This is a genomic window from Prolixibacter sp. SD074 (genome assembly GCF_009617895.1).
Lineage (GTDB): Bacteria > Bacteroidota > Bacteroidia > Bacteroidales > Prolixibacteraceae > Prolixibacter.
In genome coordinates this window covers 3,330,467-3,349,090 of sequence record NZ_BLAW01000001.1, presented here as the reverse complement: position 1 = coordinate 3,349,090, position 18,624 = coordinate 3,330,467, and the positions used below count along the sequence as shown (strand labels likewise).

Below are 18,624 nucleotides of genomic sequence, written 5' to 3'. Positions count from 1 at the left end.
AGTTGAGCCCAATTATCGGGGCACTCTACAAAGTTGCTAAAAAGTCGGCAATTACTTTCGATGCTTCGCCATCTCCGTAAAGATTGACCGAAAAATCGGATTGCTTAGCCGACATGGCCTGGTAAGCATCTAATATCCGGTTGCAGTCACTCCCGGACAGCTTGTTGAAACCTCCTTCCACCAATTCCGTCCATTCGGTTTCTTCCCGCAGAGTGACACAATGCTTTGCAAAGAAAAAGGCTTCTTTCTGCAAACCGCCACTGTCGGTAAAAACCAACTGACAGTTTTTCAGCAACTGCAACATATCGAAATAACCCACCGGGCCGATCACCCGAAAGGCAGGTCCGATACCCAGGTTTTTGATGATCTGACGTGTGCGGGGATGCAAAGGCATGACAACCGTTTTATCCTGATGAACCGCATTCAGACTGTTAAAAATCGCCTGAACCCGTTCCGGATTGTCGGTATTTTCCTGCCGGTGAACGGTAGCCAAAACGAAAGCCTTTCCTTCTAAATCCAGTTTTTTCAAAATGGTAGAACGGCCATCCGATTTTTCGGCGTAAAAAAGCGCTGCATCCTGCATCACATCGCCGCTCTTTACTATCTGGCAATCGAAGTTATCAAATCCTTCCTTTTTCAAATTCCCTACCGCGACATCGGTGGGACAAAACAGCACCGATGAAATACGGTCGGTGAGAATGCGGTTGATCTCTTCGGGCATTTGGTTGTTGAACGAACGGAGGCCAGCCTCAACATGCGCAACGGGAATGTTCAGTTTGGCAGCGGCTAACGCTCCGGCCAGTGTCGAGTTGGTATCGCCGAAAACCATCACCCCGTCGGGCTTTTCTTTTAAAAGCACATCTTCAATCGATTCCATCATGCGCCCGGTCATGGCTCCGTGGCTCAATCCCTGAATTCCCAGGTTGTAATCGGGGTGCGGAATCTCCATCTCTTCGAAGAAAACCTCCGACATATTTTTATCGAAATGCTGCCCGGTATGGACGATGATTTCGCTAAATCCCTTTGTCTTTAACGCACGGCTCACCATAGCAGCTTTGATAAACTGCGGCCGGGCGCCTACGATGGTAACTATTTTTTTCATGAGGTTATTTTATTGAGATGTCCTGCTAATGTGGATGTCAAATTTTCCCGTGAATACTGATGAATGCCTTCCGAGCTAACCGAGAGTTTTCCTTTCCGGAAACGGTTGAAAAACGTCAAAATATTTTTCTTCAGCCCTTCTTCATCGGTAAAGTCCGAAATCAAACCGGCCTGAACAGTATTCAAAATATTGGCTACATCGCCATCTGTCGGTCCAATAGCCAGCACCGGACGGCATGCTGCCAGGTATTCGAAGAATTTCCCGGTAAGGATACCTTTGGCATTGGGCGTTTGATTGATAGCCAGCAGCAGAACCTGCGCCTGCTGCAGCATTTTCATGACCGCATCGTGCGGAACGTATTCGACGAGCTCGAGGTAAGGCTCCAGCTGATGGTCCCGGATATCTTCGAGCACCGAAACATCGACCTTGCCCACCAGTTTAATTTGCAGTGAGCCGGCCAGCTCCGGCGTGGCAGCCACCAGTTCCTGTAACCCCTTCCACAAAATCCGCGGATTCCGGTTGGGTGGCAACGAACCTGCATGAATAATACTGAATTTCTCATCGGTTTCGGGAACCTCTCCACTTACATCCGCGTCATCGAACCCGTTGGTGATGACGTGAATATTTTTTCCGCCCAGCGCTTCGAATTCGGTTTTCATCTGCCGGCTCACCACCACCATCTCATCACACGAAGTGATGACTTTCCGCTCCAGTTTCCGGTGTTTGGCGTCCGCCATCGGAGTAAGGTTCAGGTCGGGATAAAAATCGATATTGGTCCACGGATCGCGAAAATCAGCCAGCCACGGAATGTTTAATTTCTTTTTCAGCGCCAGGGCAATGAGGTGCATGCTGTGCGGCGGGCCGGTTGAAACAATTGCGTCCACCGGATGTTCTTCCAGGTATTTTTTTAGAAAACGAATTGATGGACGGATCCAAAACCGACGGGAGTCGGGAATAAAAAAATTGCCGCGAATCCATACAGAGAGCTTCTCTTTTAACCCGGGCTTTTGATTTTCAGACAGAAAAGCGGCATTCACGCGCTCACCTTTTTTCTGACCAATGAATTTCTTGTAAGCCGAATACGGCTCAACGATAGGCTGTTTGATAACCGCCAGGCCCGGGCGCACATCTTCCAGCAAACTGGGATCATCAACCGGCACTTCCGGATTTTCCGGGGTATAAATCACCGGCTCCCAATCAAAACCGGGCAGGTATTTCGAAAATTTGAGCCAACGCTGAACTCCGGCCCCTCCGCTGGGCGGCCAGTAATAGGTAATGATTAAAACCCTTTTTTTCATTCCAAATTCCTGATCAATTTCCGAAACGAAGGGGGAACGGTTTCGGAATTTCGTTAAGGGCCTAAAATTAAAGGCTCCAGTATTTAAATCCGGTTATCTTCCGGCGATAAATCCCACGAATATCGATAAATACGGGCCGTTCGGTTGCCAGCGAATCAAAATACTCCTGACTTAGATTGATATAATCGCGATGCGATACGGCCAAAATGATTGCCTGGTATCTTCCTTCCGGTTGTTCGGCCAGGCGGATCCGGCATTCCTCTTCCAGGTGGGCGGGATCCGCCAGCGGATCCAACACGTCCACCTCCACACCGAAATCCTGCAGGTGGTGAACCACCTCTGCTACTTTCGAATTCCGGAAGTCACTCACATCTTCTTTGAAGGTAATTCCGAATACCAGCGCCCGGGCGCCTTTCACCTCGTGGCCGGCCTGAATCAGCATTTTTACCGTATTCATCGCCACATGCGAACTCATCGAATCGTTGATGATGCGGCCGCTGTCCATCATCATGGGATGAAAACCGAGCGAACGGGCTTTGTGTGTCAGGTAATACGGATCAACACCGATGCAATGGCCACCAACCAAACCCGGATAAAACTTCAGGAAGTTCCATTTGGTGCCCGCTGCTTCCAGCACGTCGTATGTGTTGACGTTCATCAAATCCATGATTTTCGACAACTCGTTCACCAACCCGATGTTGATGTCGCGCTGTGTATTTTCGAAAACCTTGGCAGCTTCGGCTACTTTTATCTGCGGCGCCCGGTGAACCCCCGGACGAACCACCATTTCGTATACTTTGGCAATCTCATCGAGCGCCTGTTGGTTGTTCCCCGAAACAATCTTGATGGTTTCTTCCACCGTGTGTACTTTGTCACCCGGATTAATTCGTTCCGGCGAATAGCCGTATGAAAAATCGGCGTCAGCCTTCAAACCGGAGCCTTTTTCCAAAATCGGAAGGCAGACCTCTTCTGTCGTTCCCGGGTAAACCGTCGATTCATATACCACGTAATTTCCTTTTTTCAGTGCGGAAGCAACGGTTTCTGTTGCACTTTTCAACGGACTCAAATCGGGAATTTTGTACTGATCAACCGGAGTAGGTACAGTGACAACATAGAATGAAGCATTTTCAAGCACCGATTTGTCGCTGGTAAACTGGATATCGCAACCATCGAACGCTTCACTTTCCAGCTCCCCGGAAGGATCAATATTATTGTTCAGCAGCTTTAATCGCTGCTCGTCAATATCAAAGCCAATTACCTTAATTTTTCCGGCGAAAGCCAAAGCCAGCGGCAGTCCCACGTAGCCCAGGCCGACAACAGCCAGCGATGTCTCTTTTTTTTCCAGCTTCGATGCTATCATATCTTGTTTTTACCGGGTTGTTCGTTACGAGCACCCCAAATTTACATTAAAATCTAAATCATGAAGGAAGAATATCCGGCTAATCAACCGGAGCTTCATCACCTGTCTGTCCTATGTGGAAAAATGCTCAAACACATTCGCCCGGCAATTTTCTATTTAGGAAAACGCCCAAACATTTTCGCCCGGCAATTTTCTATTTAGGAAAACGCCCAAACATTTTCGCTCAGCAATTTTCTATTTAGGAAAACGCCCAAACATTTTCGCTCAGCAATTTTCTATTTAGGAAAACACCCAAACATTTTCGCCCGGTAATTTTCTATTTAGGAAAAAGGCCGGTAACAGCTTAGCCTATTTTCTCGAAAAGGTTTTTGTAGCTTACCTGATCGTGAATGATGTTTTGTAAATCGCTAATCGCCACTCGTTCCTGTGCCATGGTATCACGGTAGCGAACAGTAACCGTATTGTCTTCAACGGTCTGGTGATCGACCGTGATACAGAATGGCGTTCCAATGGCGTCCTGGCGGCGATACCGTTTCCCGATAGAGTCTTTTTCGTCGTACTGGCAATTAAATTCAAACTTCAGTGTATCGATGATGGCGCGGGCTTTTTCGGGCAGGCCATCTTTTTTAACCAGCGGCATTACGGCAAGTTTGACCGGAGCCAAAGCAGGCGGAAATTTCATCACTACGCGGGTATCCTTCTTGCCATTCGCTCCTTCAATTTCTTCCTCGCTATAGGCTGCTGAAATGATCTGAAGGAACATGCGATCGACACCAATGGACGTTTCAATTACATAAGGAACGTATGATTCGTTGATTTCGGGATCGTAGTACTGAATTTTTTTACCCGAAAATTCCTGGTGCTTGCTGAGGTCGAAATTGGTCCGGGAATGGATTCCCTCCACTTCCTTGAAACCAAAGGGGAATTTGTACTCGACATCCACTGCCGCGTTGGCATAGTGGGCCAGTTTTTCGTGCTCGTGAAAACGATAATTGTTTTCGTCGAAGCCCAGGGCTTTGTGCCAGGCCATACGGGTAGCCTTCCATTTTTCGAACCACTCCATTTCGCTGCCGGGGCGCACGAAGTACTGCATCTCCATCTGCTCGAATTCGCGCATGCGGAAGATGAACTGGCGGGCCACAATCTCGTTACGGAACGCTTTACCAATCTGCGCAATCCCGAAAGGGACCTTCATGCGACCGGTTTTTTGCACGTTCAGGTAATTCACAAAAATACCCTGCGCCGTTTCGGGGCGTAAATAAATTTTGGACGCGCCATCAGCCATTGAGCCCATCTCGGTAGAAAACATCAGGTTAAACTGACGGACATCGGTCCAGTTGGCAGTACCGGAAATGGGGCAAACAATTTTATAATCGATGATAATCTGCTTCAGCTCTGCCAAATCCATATCGTTCATGGCCTTGCTGAAACGCCCGTGCAGTTCCTTCCATTTATCCAGATTCGCTAATACACGCGGGTTGGTTTCGCGGAATTTGGCCTCATCGAAACTGTCGCCAAATTTCTTCTTCGCCTTTTCAATCTCTTTATCAATTTTCGCTTCGTACCTGGCCAACTGATCTTCAATCAGCACGTCGGCACGGTAGCGTTTCTTGGAGTCTTTGTTGTCAATCAACGGGTCGTTGAACGCGTCGACATGGCCGGAAGCTTTCCATGTTGTGGGGTGCATGAAAATAGCAGAATCGAGCCCCACTACATTTTCGTGAAGCAATACCATGGAATCCCACCAGTATTTCTTGATGTTGTTCTTCAATTCAACACCATACTGTCCGTAATCGTAAACAGCCGCCAGGCCGTCGTAGATTTCACTCGACGGGAATACAAACCCGTATTCTTTACAGTGGGCGATTAGCTTCTTAAACAAATCTTCCTGAGCCATAAATTATGATTTAAATTTTCAGTAAACGTTTCCTGATGTTTTGGGGGAATATTTTTGGGATGAGAATCAATCGTCTTTGTCCACCTCTTCGAAGTCGATGTATTCACCATCGGAACGGTTGTATTTCTTTTCGTGCCGTTCAGAATGTTCAATGGTTACTTCACCTTCTTTCTTCTCCTCTTTTCCGGTCCTGCCCGACTTCTGCTTCATATCGTTATACAATTTTTGTGCTGCCTTGTCGACCACCTTCGGCGCCAGCCATCGCATCAAAAACCGAATGCCGTAGTAAACGGCCAGGATGATGAATAGTGTTTTCAGGAAACCAACAAAATATAACAGTACAAATAGTTGCATATAACTCCCTCATTAAAAAGCAAAGGTCAAAAATATAAATTATTTTCGACCTTTGCCTGTTGATAGAATCAACTTATGTGGAGCTTCTGTTAAATCGGCCCGCGATGCTTCTCTTTATTGTAGCCGATTAAAAAGTTGAGCCCGAAACCCAGGTTTAAACTGGAGGCATCGGCCGGATTGACCGCCGTTAGCACATTATCGGTTACCATGTAGAATTGTACCGGTCCGCCCCTTAATCCAAACCCCAAACCTAAATTTGCATACGAACCTTCGATAATGGAATAACTGGCCGACACATTAAAGAAGTTCCCCCAATAGGCGTTTCCGGAAGCCGTCAACGACAGGCTCGCCTGGCTGTTGTAAATGCGGGCGCGTGCCAAACCTCCTACTTCGATATTCGGGTTTACCTGGTAACTACCGCCAATATAAACCTTTACGGGAATTGCTGTATGGAACTTGTTGTTGGTATTATCGATGCTGAACGCGTGTTTGATGGAATCGCCCAAATCGCTGAATGCATCGCCCGGCGACTTGTAGTTGGGATCGTTTTTATTCAATGAATTGTCAATATTCACCCCCTGATAGTTAAACTGTCCGTTCAGTGCCAGGTTGGTGACATCGGTTTTCCAGCTGATACTTCCCAGGTCGATGATGCTGGCCGAAAGGGTCACATCTTCGCTTGGCTTGAATACAGCGCCGAGGTCGATGGCCATTCCCATGTTGCCCGCGTTGGTCAGGTAACTTCCGTCGAAATGCGTGTCGACCGAATCGACCAAGCCATCGGGACTGGTATAGAATGAAAACGGTCCGGAAACATTCAACTGGCCGGCGCCTTCCACATTCACATACGAAGCGTCGCCCGGGGCCTGCACCGACATGTTGATGTCCTTGCTTTGCGCCGCGCCCATTCCGAACAGAATTTTGGCGGTCATGCCAAGGGTTACTTTCTTGTTCAAATCGTAGGCATATCCCAGCGCCAGTTCACGGTAGTGGATTCCATTCAATCCAAAGGTCCCCGTGTTGAAAGATGATCCGAGGTAAGGGGCATTTCCGTTTTTCACCAAGGCCACCAGGTTATTGCCAAAGAAGGTGTTGGCAAATTCCTTTTCGGTGACAGCCACGTTGAATACGTGCCTCCCTGTTCGGAAACCAAGCGTGAAGAACGAATAGTTGGTTTTCTCGAACATGATGTTGGAGTCATCCAGCTTGTTGTAGAACTTGTCCAGGTCGACAATTAGCGAGTCGGCATACTGCCCGGTTCCCTGATGGATCAAATCGGAGTATTTCCACCCGTTGGTGTTCATCTTCAGGTCGGCACCGGAGAAGCCAGGCATGCTAAAATGCCAGCCACTCTCAATTCCGGTATTGGCCGGGTTCATTTCCCATGTCTGCGAAATATTCTTCATGTAATACATCGTATTCGGCTGAGCATGGATATTTCCCGCCACCAATCCGAACACGGACAGCAACACCAGGAATCTTATATTGCTTTTCAGATACTTCATTTTTTCTCAGTTGTTACTTACAGAATCAAACAACATCACTTTCTTCTTTTCCCGGAAGTTGAACCGGGACACCTAATTATTTGGGGCCGCTTTTACTTTTACTCCCAGGCTCACATCAAAGGGCGAATCGGAATAAATGCGTGCAGGTATCAATCCCTGGCTTGGACTGACCAGGTGAACCTTCAATGCAATTCCGTTTGATTGATTCAAATCATCGATTTGGCCGGGCGACAACTCAATTTCAGTTTGTGTTATCGTTTGCTCCTGATAGTTACCCTGGGGGTCTGTTTTAGCTGCAGCAATTGTTTCCGACTGAATCGGGTTGCCGTATTGTGTTCCCGAAAGGGTATCGATAAACATCATCTCAAACTGAGCATAGAGCGGGATACCATTGGTAATGTTCATCACCAGAGTAACACTGTCGACGTGATCGATATTGTCCATATCCACATCCAGTGTGTCGTTAACGTCGAATCCCTGCGACTGAATTTCCAGCGGCAAATCCGCCATCAACCCAACAGTCAGTTTCGACTGGTCGGTAATGAAATTCGGCGTAGCCGGATCAGCTGATCCATTCGGATTGAAAGAGACACTGCCGGAATATTCGATTTTATCATCTGGTGGGAGAGAAATGAAATTCACAATATCGGAGTTCTTATTGTCGTAAGTTATTGTATCGATACGGGTTCCTTCGGCACGTGACGTCGGACGTGGGACATCCATCGGTGAAGGATTCAAATCAGCGGTTTGCCCATCGGTATTGTAGCCTTTGAAATTAGCATTCAGCATAGCCGGAACGCCAATGGAACTGGTAACCTCCAGACTAATTTTGGGATTGGGAAGCTGAATGTCACCGTTTAACTGACTAAGGCCGCCAATGTCGAATTTGAATGATCCCGGGTCGATATTGATCGATTCCTGCCCTAAATCACCTTCGATATATCCTACCTTCACGTTATTCATGTCAGCAGAGAATGACACCTGGTCACTCGGACTAATGGTTACGTATCCGGTTGATTTGAATAAATGAACCGTGCTGGTGTAGGGCAATACATTGTAATTTTGATTGGTACCTTGCGTCAGGTCAACCGTGTATCCTGAAAGATCAAATTCCTGATAATAGGTCGTCTGTGTTCCGTCGGTTAAAATATTAAAAACTGCCGGCTGGCCATTTTTTGTCGCTGTCGGTAACTCAATCCGTACTCTTCCTGCTGCACCAACGGTACTGTTAACTGTTACAGCCAGTACACCCGATTTTACTTCGGTGTTGAATACCTTCACCGGCTGGTTGTTCAGCCCGTCAATATTAAAGGTGTATTCTCCAGAAGTACTGTTAACATCCTGATCCGGAATCATAACCGATCCTTGCGAAATAACGGCATTGGTAATTTGGAAATTCAGCGCCAGCTCATCAGCTAACCGGATGGGAACTGCTGTCGATGAACCCGGGGTAGAGAAACTTGTCAAATCGAAACGGAGATTATCCGACAAACTTACATTGGACAGAGAAACCGACTGCATCTGCTGTCCGCCGGAAGGCACGTTGCTGAAAACAAACTGCAATGAAGTTGTTGGATTATTTACATCGACCAGGTTAAAGGTCGCTGAAACCTCGACCGGATAATTATTGACCATCGTTAACGAAAGTGTCCCGTTTTGGAAAGTAACCTGCTGAAAACTATTCAGCCCGGTAGGATAATAACTCCCGGCGTTGGATACACTTGCTGAAGGGAACTGAGCGCTTTGTCCATCATAAATGCGTAGCGCCAGGAGAGCTGGATTACCTGACTTATGAGTCAAATCATCCAGCGTCACTGCACTGGTAAAGCCAGCATTAGCCAGCTGCACTGAATCAACCGTTACTGCATCGGAATTAATGTTTTGATTGGCCGGAAAATTCACCATGCTGGCCGCATCAAACTGATAGATAGAATCTTCAGTGTAAATAATATGCAGCAGATTATTTGAATCGCTCTGCAACAGTGAGTCCGGATCGTCAATCTTATCCACAAAGTCCTTAACGGTGTAACTACCGTGTGCCAGCGGAAGATAAAGCGCAGGCTTCCAGTTTACCGGCCCCGCCATTTTGTCAAAATTGAATTCGTTGGTATTGCACGAATTCAAAAGTGCCGTTCCCAATAATATTAAAAGGAACCACAATTTCTTTTCCGTAAACATATGCTTCAAGTTAAATTTTCACTTAAGAGCCTATTAACCATTGTATTACCTTTATTATCATCTGTCATACGAAAAGTGTAAATCTGTAGGTATGCGCACAAAAAGACACTCCTCATTTTTATAACGAAGAAATTCGAAAAAAATTCTCTTGAAACCTACTTAAGGATTCATTGTACGTAGTAGTTGTACAGAAATCCGTCGGCCGAACCGACCACCAAATTAAAGTGTTCACTTCCTGACGTGAAGAACCCTATACTGAACCGGGAGTTTCCAGCCATGGGAAAACCGTTGTACACGCTCCCGTCTTTATTAAACAGGTAAATCAGGTTTTCCTTCGGGTTGACCACCCCAATTTTCTTGTTGTTGGCCGAAAACGTATAAATCTGAGGAGCGCGGTCAGGCGCTTCTTTAAAGTGATGACTAAACATTTTCTTGCCATCCGAATCATAAACAGTTAAATCCTTGCCGTCCAGGTAAACGAAATCGTTCTTTCCGTCAGCGTTCATATCATCGTACATGAAGTAATGCGACGGACTGAAATTCTCAATCTCTTTTGTTTCGTAATCGCCATTAAAATAGAGGAAATACACCTTACCATGCTCGTCTGTTCCGACAAGTCGTGCAGCATGCCTCCCATCACCGTTTTCGAGGACAAAATTGTTATTCATCGAGTGAACATACTGCGCTTTACTTTGTACGCGGTTGTTTCCTTTCCTATCCTCGATGTACGTTCTGTTTTTATCGAAGAAGACAATGTAATCGCGATTTCCCACCCTGAAATGCCCTACGGGCTGGGTTACTTCATGTTCGGTTTTTCCAAATGTCCAGCCCGGAACCAGTTTTCCCCGTTTGTCATAGAGATAAACATGATGATCGGCACAGGCAATAAAGAACCGGTAATTCTTATTTTGGTCATAATTAAATACAGCCACGCCATTTGTCGCTTTCGACCGGAGCTTCACCGGATAATTTTCGACATAGTTGCCGTTCCTGTCGATGAGATGCAATTCGCCCGGCGTGTTGAAAAGGTATTGCAGCTTTCCGTTCTTGTAATAATCAACCTGGTAGACGTCTCCCATAATTGGGCCCGGAAGTTTGATTTTCCAAAGAACCCGCCCTTCCTTATTGATCAGATAGAAGTTATTGTTGGTATCCTGCACAACCACTTCCCGGTTGGCCCGGTCGTAGTGATTGATGACGAATTGTGGTTTAAACTGAATATCCGTTTCCAGATGGCTGGACCAGACGGTTTGCGGACGTTCACGCAGGTTCGGATTGTATCGCAACAAAGCGCTGTTGTATATCATCCCATTCTCGGGACCAAACTCCCATCCAAAAGCTTCGAGCCTCAACAGATGCTCCAACTTCGGTTCCAGTTTCTGGTTGATTTCCTGATGAATAATATCCTTAAAAAACGGCAATGCCCTTCCGGGAGAAAACCACATATAGAAATTGCAGCGCTGCGAAAGCCGGTCACTAAATTCCTGGTAACGGATATTATTCTTTAAAACTTCCTGCAACACGTAATCTTTGATGAAACCGGAAAGAGAACGATACGAATCGCCCATTACCATGTAGTTTCCGACAAATGAGACATATCTTGTAGGAACAGGCCGGAAAATCGGGCCAAAAACCCGTTCACCAAAGTTATCTACCGGCATGTTGTAAACGGGATATGCCGTTTGCTTATCAACATGGTATGTTCGAACATAGTCGTTCAACGATTTGCCGTTGGCCCTGGCCCAATACCCAACCATCTCCCGGATGGTTTTCTCTGTCTGGCTTTTACTATGTGTCCGCATTACCAGGAACCGGTTCTCGTCAGGTTGCGACGGATTGCCACGGGTATACACCATCGCAATTTCGCGGTCCATCAGCTTTTTCACCACCTCTTGGGGATTAACGCCGGTGGATTGCTTTACTGCACTCAGTTTATTCTCATAGGCATAATACTTTCCACCCCGATCGAGGTATTTTTCGTAATCCTTTAAAAAGACCGACGGATTACTCAAATTAAAACTTAACAGAAAGCTTGTCTCAGCAGGAAGCACTTCTTCCATCCGGAACTTCTGCGGTTGTTGGTGAAGAAAAATATTCTGGTAATTATTCACCGAATCATCCGAATAAGTAAATCCATTGAACAGGATTTCGTCCTGCTTCATCTCCATATCAATTTCCGACCATGTGGCAAAATTATTGAAGCCGCGTATGGCATGTGCCACTGGTTCGCTGGTGCAAAGCGATAACAACCGGGGAAAAGTCTGGTAGTTGATATAGTAGTTCATGTCGACATTGACGCCGGCTGTTTTATATACTTTCTGAAAATGCGGTTTATCAAGCAGCGAGGAAGTATTGAGTTGCCGAATGGCTTCTTCCACTTTTACCGGATTTTCTCCGGCAATGAAAATTCCTTTATGGAAGGCATACACCAACTTATGCCGTTTCCCCTTCTGGTTCCAAACATATTCGGAAACCTGAACGTGATCGTACTTTCGATGAGTGAATTGTGCATTATCCGGCGCCAATACATTCCGGATAAACTGATTGATAATATTTTTTTCCGAAATATCATCCAGTTGAACCAGGTAGAGCTGATTAAAACTATCATTCCCCTCAAAGCCGAGGGCCATTACCAGCGGTTTGTTTCTGAACAGCTCCCTGGCTTCGCGATTGGCCGAAAACAGCGAATCAACATAGGTAATTTCGCTCTGTATATCTGAAAAACCGGGTAACTCAGAAAGATCTTCCCACATCGGGTTTTCCTGAATATCTCCTGTAAAGGCAAAAATATTCCGGGCCTCGATAATCAACGGAGAATTGACAGGAACAGCCCTGAGTGCAGATGTACCAATATAGCGCGACTCGCTGCTGAAATAGTACCACCCGGCGAATATTCCCACAATGATTAATCCCGTAACGATTCCCAGACCTTTTTTACCCATAAATTGAACGTTAACTGATTCCTTCTTAAGAAAGTTATGTAAAAATAAATACAATAACCTACAACGTCAACAATTCAGGGAATGATCCGAAGAAGGTTACTGTAAAATAACTTTAAAGGTAACCGGGGCCCGATTGGCGATTTTCAATTTCAGAAGATAAATACCGGCAGGCAATTTTCCTGTCGGAATATCGACAATGGTACCTCTTGACGGATAAACCATACCGCTTTTCACCGTATTGCCCGAAATGGAGAACAACTGGTAACCGAACTTCGGCAATTGAGCCTGTACCTCCAGTTTGATGATATCGGAAACCGGATTTCCCAATAGCCTAACACCTGTATCGGCAATATCGTTTATTCCGGTCGCCGCTTGATCCACGATTAATTGCATGGTAACCGGAAGATGGTCGGAGTTATTATACAAAGCAGTAACCAAATCCTGCGGATAATCGGCGTTGGAGCCATCAATCAACGATTTATTGAAATGCTGCCCGTCCTGCCCAATAGTTCTGTAGCTTCCTTCTTTGTATGAAAGGTTATTGGTATTATTCAGTAAATCCTCCTGAACGAGAATGAAATCGAAACGGTCATCCATACCTCCTCCCGATGCACAACCCGTGGTCGACGTATGCGTTGACTGCGTGTGAATATCAGCAAAAGTTGAGTTATTGTGCCAGTTCCCTTCACGCCCCGGCGGGTCGTAGAAACTATAGGAAACATCCGATGGAGCCACTAAATTCCGGAACGCCTGCTCGTCGCTGTTGTACAGGTTGCAGTCGCCCGAGAAAATGACGTTTCCGTTCCATCCCATTCGTTCCAACTCAGCCATGATATTTTGCGCTTCTGTTGCACGGGTGCTAATATCAGCCGTTTCACTGCCAGCCTTTAGGTGTACAACCACATAGTTAATGAAAACGGTATCAGCCCCGCCGGCCAAATCGGGCGATTTGTAATAAAGGCGGTAGTAATTTGCATCCCTTTCGTTAGTGCCTAAGACCAAATGATCCTGCCATTTCAGTGCCAACTTATCGGTATTGTAATACAACATGTTGATTAGGTAGCTTCCCGAATATTCGGCTTGGGCAAACTGTGTGCGTCCGTCAGCATTCAAAGCATTATCCAGCAAATACTTCACATCAGCTTCGTCGCCATCCATTTCGTTTACCGTGAAAATATCCGGCTCATAATAGCCAAACAATATTTTCAGATAACCATTTTTGTCATCACGGTTATTGGTTTGCTGGTCACACGAATAAACATCTTTACCGTAATTAAGCAGGTTGTACTGCATTACACGGAGGGTATCCTGCGCCTTTAACGGATCAAGGAAGACAATGGACAGAAAAAAAAGAAGGTTTAGTTTTTTCAGGTTATGCATAATTTACTATTTCGATCGCCCGGATTTCACCTCCGAAGCATCCACAATTTTATACAGTTTGTCAGATCGCCTGATTTTCACCTCCAGTGGCATGGAAAAATATTCACCTTTACGGGTTTCTTCCACCGGTTTTTCGTCTACCCTGATTTCCGGAACGGTCATCTGCACCACTCCGGTTGTCGGGCCGGTGATAAGAATTTCGTCACCAACGTTCAGGCTCTGAGTTTCCATCTTGAACTCAGCTACTTCCAGCTTACTAAAATAGTTGGTTCCTTTGCCAATGTACATCCTTTTTTTGGTCGCCCGCGAGCCATAATTGTGGCTCCATTCCCCTAAACGTTGTCCAAGATAATAACCATCCCAGAATCCACGGTTGAAAACCGTGCTTAACCGGACGTTCCAGTTGTCAATCTTTTCCTTCCCAAATGTACCATCGAAATATGCGTCTACCGCTTCGCGGTAACATTCGGCTACCGTTTTCACATATTCAGCACTTCGGGCACGTCCTTCAATCTTCAATACTGAAACCCCGGAATCGAGTATCTTATTCAGGAAATGAATGGTCTTCAAATCCTTTGGCGACATGATGTACTCATTGTCGATCTCCAACTCATGTCCGGTTTCTTTATCGGTAACAATATACGCACGGCGACAGGTTTGCATGCACGCACCACGATTGGCCGATGAACCCGTTTCATGTAACGAGAGATAACATTTCCCGGAAATAGCCATGCACAACGCTCCGTGAACAAACATTTCCAAGCGGACGCGTTTCCCGGAAGGGCCTTTCAGATCGTCCCGTTCTATTCGTTTGGTGATTTCAGCAACACGATCGAGGGTCATTTCGCGGGCCAGCACCATCACATCGGCAAACTGCGAATAAAACTTTACTTCGGCATAATTAGTAATGTTTACTTGCGTCGACATATGCACTTCCACTCCCTGCTCACGGCACATTTGTATCACGCCCATGTCGGAAGCTATCACGGCCGATACTCCACTCTCTTTGGCAGCCACAATAATCTCCCTGATTTTATCCAACTCATCGTCGAAAATCCCGGTATTCACCGTCAGGTAAGTTTTCACCCCCACTTTATCGGACCGCAAAACAATCTCCTTCAAATCGTCGAGGGTAAAATTGTGCGATGACCGGGCCCGCATATTCAGTTTTTCCACCCCAAAATATACCGATCCGGCCCCGGCCTGAATGGCTGCCACTAATGACTCATACGATCCGACCGGGGCCATAATTTCCACATCTTTTCTCTCCATAACCGTTTTAAGAAACTGATGCAAAGGTACAATTCCCGTATTGATCAGCAAGATGTTTTATATACGGCTATCGCTTGATTACCTTCCGGGAAATCTGCTTGCCACCCACTTCGATGTTGACCAGATATATTCCCGAAGGGTACGAAGAAAAATCGAGTTGTTCGGTCAACCGACCATCGACCGGGTAAACCTGCCGGTTATATATTCTCTGTCCCAGATAGTTGTAAACAACAATATTCCCGGGTCCAGCCGGTTTTTCCAGGTCCAATTCCAGCTGCATCCAGCCGCGCACCGGGTTCGGATATAACCTCAAATCACCCGGAGAAAGCGGAATGGTTGCCACATCGACGTTATCGCCAATCAACAGGTTGTCGATGCACCATCCCCAGGCCCACGCATAAGGATCGGAATAAAGCCGGAAGCGAACAAGAATTGTATCACCGGGTGAGAAATCAGAAGATGAGGTCATATTAAGTACCCGACGTTTGAACATATCCTTGCTTCCTTCGGTCAGCGAGTTTCCATTTTGTATATCCTGGTTATAGGCAGTGAGCCACGTACCACTGGAAGATGAATCCCATCCGGGAGCAATAGCTTTCCAGATATGTCCATCATCCTTTGACCCTTCAACAACCACGTAATCGAAAAAATCGGCACTTCCATAAGTTGCTCCGTCTGCACCCGGTTCAACCAGTACAACCTCATCAAAAGCTATTTCTGTGTTTTCATTCAAAATTATGGGAACACGCAATACCGAATTATAATTGATATAAGGCGCTGCATCCCCTGGGCTGTCGTAAGGATGGGGAGAATGGAGCGCATCGTCATCAAATTGGGATGTTTTGGTTACCGTAAAGTCGCTTCCGGCAAAATCGGTGGTTGCTGTATTGAAATCACTTTCGTAATAGGTAGCAGCTGGCAAAACCGGCACAATCGATACGGTGTAGTAATTCTTTGCCGGTGACGTTGATTGATTACTGTTAGGCGAACTGTCGGTAGCCACAATCCGGTATTCCAGTATATCATTGGATGTCAAACCTGAGGGAAGTGGCACATTTGCTGCATAGGTCGAGTCAGCAACCAACGGAAGATCGAACGTTCCCGCATTTGAGCTATTCAACCTCAACTCTGCCTTGACGGAAGCCACTCCAATATTGTCCGTTGCGGTGGCCTCGATGTAAACGGAGTCAGCAGATGAAAAAATCATTTTTACCGGCACATGCGAAAGCGAAGGTGGTGTTATATCTGAACCTACATAAAACGAATAATAGTTAGTTGGAGCATGTTCCGGTTTAGTAAAGTTTCGTTGTCTCAAATCAGTGACCGCAATATAGTAATCGGTAGTGGTGCCCATTCCCGGAATGGTAATACCAGCAGAGTACTCATCAGGATTTCCCGTGCTGGGCATTGTATCCACAGTTTCTGTTTGCCAGTTATCAAACGAATAGTGCAACACAACCGAAGACGTGTCAATACCATAATCACCGTAAACTTTCGCTATAACCGGCACCTCCGATGGAAGTTGATAGTAATCCGATACGGGAGTATGGACTATGTAAGTGTATTTCCATCCCATTTCCGCCAGCATCCCTTCCAACAAAGGTCCCGGATTATGATTGGCTTCTCCATACGCCAAAGCATGTGTCATTAATGCATTGTCCGAACCAGCTGGATACGTTGCATCATCAAGATGGTAAAAACTGGAGCCATCATTCCAGATTGAAGGTGCATACAACCTGGGATTGGTTCCGTTGTAATCTTCACGGGCTAAACGGCTGTCGAATTGAAGCGCATTTCCGGTAAATTCACTATATAAGTCGGACGAGGGATTGGCGAAATAGTTGGTGTCAACTAACTGTTCTCCCTGAAGGTTCTGCACATACACATCGTAAATGCCAGGAAAAAGGTTCGTATCATCTCCAATTTTCCCTTTCAGGCCAGTTACCGAGGCAAATCCTATTATTCCTAATCCGTGACCAATTTCATGGATAACGATTGATACAAAATCATATTTATCGACCGGTGTGTTCCCATCGGTTCCAAAATACCAGTCGGTGTTATCGGAGTTAAAACGGGCGACCATATCGGGAGATGTACTGCCGGAAATATCCTGTCCTGATATTTTATCAGCGAGAGCTACGGGATAATAAGTGTTTTCACGAAGCGCCCCATCGAAATCCCGGTAATAGGTTGATGGTCCACATGAACCAAGAACATCCTTGTCGAGCGGGGTCCAGGTTGCACGTAAGCGAAGGGGGACAGGACTATCTAAAATGGATTCCCAAACACCTACAGCATAGCGAAACGCATCTGCTGCTTCCTGACTGAAACCTATCAGTTCCAAATCAAATGAAGAATTTGCCGTTGCAGATTTGAGAAAAGCATTGGGTGGGGGAACAAAACTCTTGCGAATAGAATCGCTTTTATAACATAAAACATACCTTCCGGGAAGGCTCCGGTTATAATTCTTAGAATAAGCCTTATTTCCCGCTATAAAAAAAAAGGCCAGTACAATTAGTAAAGTAAGACGTCTTAGCATTAGCCCGGATTTTAGGTTAATTAATTAGAATCAGGCTCCTAATTTAATACAAATCTTGACCCCATTTCCTGCGTCATCGATTCAATCTGAATTTGTAGTGTTAAAAAGTTAATCAGGTTACGCTCGAAATGCCCGGGCAATTGCTCATCGATGAAGCTGAACTTTTGATTGGCGGGTATTTTCAACCGGGCTGCCAGCTCAAAAATATTTTCATCAACTATAGGTTGTGGTTCCTCTCCTTCTTCGCGCATCAGCATAAAACGATGAAATAATAACAACAATCGCGGGCCGGGCTTTGTGTTTTTGAAATGCAGCAGCTCCACGTTTCCTTCCATATATAACTTGGAGGGAGAACTGCTCCGCGTAAGGAAATTCACCAGCTCAACAACTTTCACCACAATATCCATCTCCCCGTTGCTTTTCCTGTTCTTCACCTCTTCGATACGTAACAAACAACCTCGATCCTGTGTTTCCCCGTTCAGCACATAAGGGATACCAAACATCTGATGTGATTCCATCACGTCGTTCACCAAATGTTTATACCGCTCCTCAAAAATGTGAAGGCCGAACTCCTCTCCTGGGAATGCAAATACATTCAACGGGAAAATGGGATATGTCTGAATATCGTTCATGGCAAATGTGGTTCTTCGTTTTTATAAACAAAATGACACTGCAAAGGTTGACTGACTCAATCTTCACTGCTTGTCTATTACCTCATTTGTGTTGTATAAAAACGTAATATCCCCTTCAAAATTGTAGTGGAGCTTAAATTACACTTGTGCCTTAACAGAATCGAA

13 protein-coding genes are annotated in these 18,624 nt (G+C 45.9%); 1 reads left to right on the top strand and 12 read right to left on the bottom strand.

Going from position 1 to position 18,624, the window contains the following annotated elements:
- Positions 1 to 25 precede the first annotated feature (25 nt).
- The 3 genes from wecB to GJU82_RS14355 form a co-directional block, all read right to left on the bottom strand.
- Positions 26 to 1,102 (bottom strand): non-hydrolyzing UDP-N-acetylglucosamine 2-epimerase, encoded by a 1,077-nt coding sequence (wecB, locus tag GJU82_RS14365; RefSeq protein ID WP_153632780.1) that lies wholly within the window; start codon positions 1,100 to 1,102, stop codon positions 26 to 28.
- Entirely contained in the window at positions 1,099 to 2,400 is a 1,302-nt protein-coding gene (locus GJU82_RS14360; protein WP_153632779.1) for a glycosyltransferase family 4 protein, read from the bottom strand. The genes wecB and GJU82_RS14360 overlap by 4 nt, the downstream gene beginning before the upstream one ends.
- A 67-nt stretch (positions 2,401 to 2,467) precedes the next feature.
- A complete protein-coding gene (locus GJU82_RS14355; protein WP_228488712.1) occupies positions 2,468 to 3,760 on the bottom strand; it encodes a nucleotide sugar dehydrogenase in 1,293 nt (430 codons plus the stop codon).
- A gap of 60 nt (positions 3,761 to 3,820) precedes the next feature.
- On the opposite strand from GJU82_RS14355, the gene GJU82_RS14350 reads away from it, so the two are divergent.
- Entirely contained in the window at positions 3,821 to 3,961 is a 141-nt protein-coding gene (locus tag GJU82_RS14350; protein ID WP_153632778.1) for a hypothetical protein, read from the top strand.
- A gap of 142 nt (positions 3,962 to 4,103) precedes the next feature.
- On the opposite strand, the gene GJU82_RS14345 is transcribed toward GJU82_RS14350, so the two are convergent.
- From GJU82_RS14345 to GJU82_RS14305, 9 genes are all read right to left on the bottom strand, one after another.
- A complete protein-coding gene (locus GJU82_RS14345; protein ID WP_153632777.1) occupies positions 4,104 to 5,657 on the bottom strand; it encodes a glycine--tRNA ligase in 1,554 nt (517 codons plus the stop codon).
- A gap of 66 nt (positions 5,658 to 5,723) precedes the next feature.
- Positions 5,724 to 6,011 carry a DUF4834 family protein gene (locus GJU82_RS14340; protein WP_153632776.1) on the bottom strand — a complete coding sequence of 96 codons (288 nt, stop codon included), beginning with the start codon at positions 6,009 to 6,011 and terminating at the stop codon, positions 5,724 to 5,726.
- Between the two features lie 89 nt (positions 6,012 to 6,100).
- Positions 6,101 to 7,516, bottom strand: coding sequence for a DUF5723 family protein (locus tag GJU82_RS14335; protein ID WP_153632775.1), 1,416 nt, complete (start codon positions 7,514 to 7,516; stop codon positions 6,101 to 6,103).
- Between the two features lie 72 nt (positions 7,517 to 7,588).
- A complete protein-coding gene (locus tag GJU82_RS14330; protein WP_153632774.1) occupies positions 7,589 to 9,694 on the bottom strand; it encodes a hypothetical protein in 2,106 nt (701 codons plus the stop codon).
- 167 nt (positions 9,695 to 9,861) lie between these two features.
- Positions 9,862 to 12,636 carry a WD40 repeat domain-containing protein gene (locus GJU82_RS14325; protein ID WP_153632773.1) on the bottom strand — a complete coding sequence of 925 codons (2,775 nt, stop codon included), beginning with the start codon at positions 12,634 to 12,636 and terminating at the stop codon, positions 9,862 to 9,864.
- Positions 12,637 to 12,732: 96 nt separating this feature from the next.
- Complete coding sequence (locus GJU82_RS14320; RefSeq protein WP_153632772.1) at positions 12,733 to 14,016, bottom strand: hypothetical protein; 1,284 nt, start codon at positions 14,014 to 14,016, stop codon at positions 12,733 to 12,735.
- Positions 14,017 to 14,022: 6 nt separating this feature from the next.
- Positions 14,023 to 15,288 carry a peptidase U32 family protein gene (locus GJU82_RS14315; protein ID WP_153632771.1) on the bottom strand — a complete coding sequence of 422 codons (1,266 nt, stop codon included), beginning with the start codon at positions 15,286 to 15,288 and terminating at the stop codon, positions 14,023 to 14,025.
- A gap of 67 nt (positions 15,289 to 15,355) precedes the next feature.
- A complete protein-coding gene (locus GJU82_RS14310) occupies positions 15,356 to 17,632 on the bottom strand; it encodes a T9SS type A sorting domain-containing protein (protein WP_194831069.1) in 2,277 nt (758 codons plus the stop codon).
- Between the two features lie 233 nt (positions 17,633 to 17,865).
- On the bottom strand, positions 17,866 to 18,459 hold the full coding sequence (locus GJU82_RS14305) for an LON peptidase substrate-binding domain-containing protein (RefSeq protein WP_153632769.1): 594 nt from the start codon (positions 18,457 to 18,459) through the stop codon (positions 17,866 to 17,868).
- Positions 18,460 to 18,624: the final 165 nt, after the last annotated feature.

Excerpts from the sequence above, each read along its gene's own strand:
- wecB (WP_153632780.1), bottom strand. The coding sequence starts at position 1,102 with ATGAAAAAAATAGTTACCATCGTAGGCGCCCGGCCGCAGTTTATCAAA.
- GJU82_RS14360 (WP_153632779.1), bottom strand. The coding sequence starts at position 2,400 with ATGAAAAAAAGGGTTTTAATCATTACCTATTACTGGCCGCCCAGCGGA.
- GJU82_RS14355 (WP_228488712.1), bottom strand. The coding sequence starts at position 3,760 with ATGATAGCATCGAAGCTGGAAAAAAAAGAGACATCGCTGGCTGTTGTC.
- GJU82_RS14350 (WP_153632778.1), top strand. The coding sequence starts at position 3,821 with ATGAAGGAAGAATATCCGGCTAATCAACCGGAGCTTCATCACCTGTCT.
- GJU82_RS14345 (WP_153632777.1), bottom strand. The coding sequence starts at position 5,657 with ATGGCTCAGGAAGATTTGTTTAAGAAGCTAATCGCCCACTGTAAAGAA.
- GJU82_RS14340 (WP_153632776.1), bottom strand. The coding sequence starts at position 6,011 with ATGCAACTATTTGTACTGTTATATTTTGTTGGTTTCCTGAAAACACTA.
- GJU82_RS14335 (WP_153632775.1), bottom strand. The coding sequence starts at position 7,516 with ATGAAGTATCTGAAAAGCAATATAAGATTCCTGGTGTTGCTGTCCGTG.
- GJU82_RS14330 (WP_153632774.1), bottom strand. The coding sequence starts at position 9,694 with ATGTTTACGGAAAAGAAATTGTGGTTCCTTTTAATATTATTGGGAACG.
- GJU82_RS14325 (WP_153632773.1), bottom strand. The coding sequence starts at position 12,636 with ATGGGTAAAAAAGGTCTGGGAATCGTTACGGGATTAATCATTGTGGGA.
- GJU82_RS14320 (WP_153632772.1), bottom strand. The coding sequence starts at position 14,016 with ATGCATAACCTGAAAAAACTAAACCTTCTTTTTTTTCTGTCCATTGTC.
- GJU82_RS14315 (WP_153632771.1), bottom strand. The coding sequence starts at position 15,288 with ATGGAGAGAAAAGATGTGGAAATTATGGCCCCGGTCGGATCGTATGAG.
- GJU82_RS14305 (WP_153632769.1), bottom strand. The coding sequence starts at position 18,459 with ATGAACGATATTCAGACATATCCCATTTTCCCGTTGAATGTATTTGCA.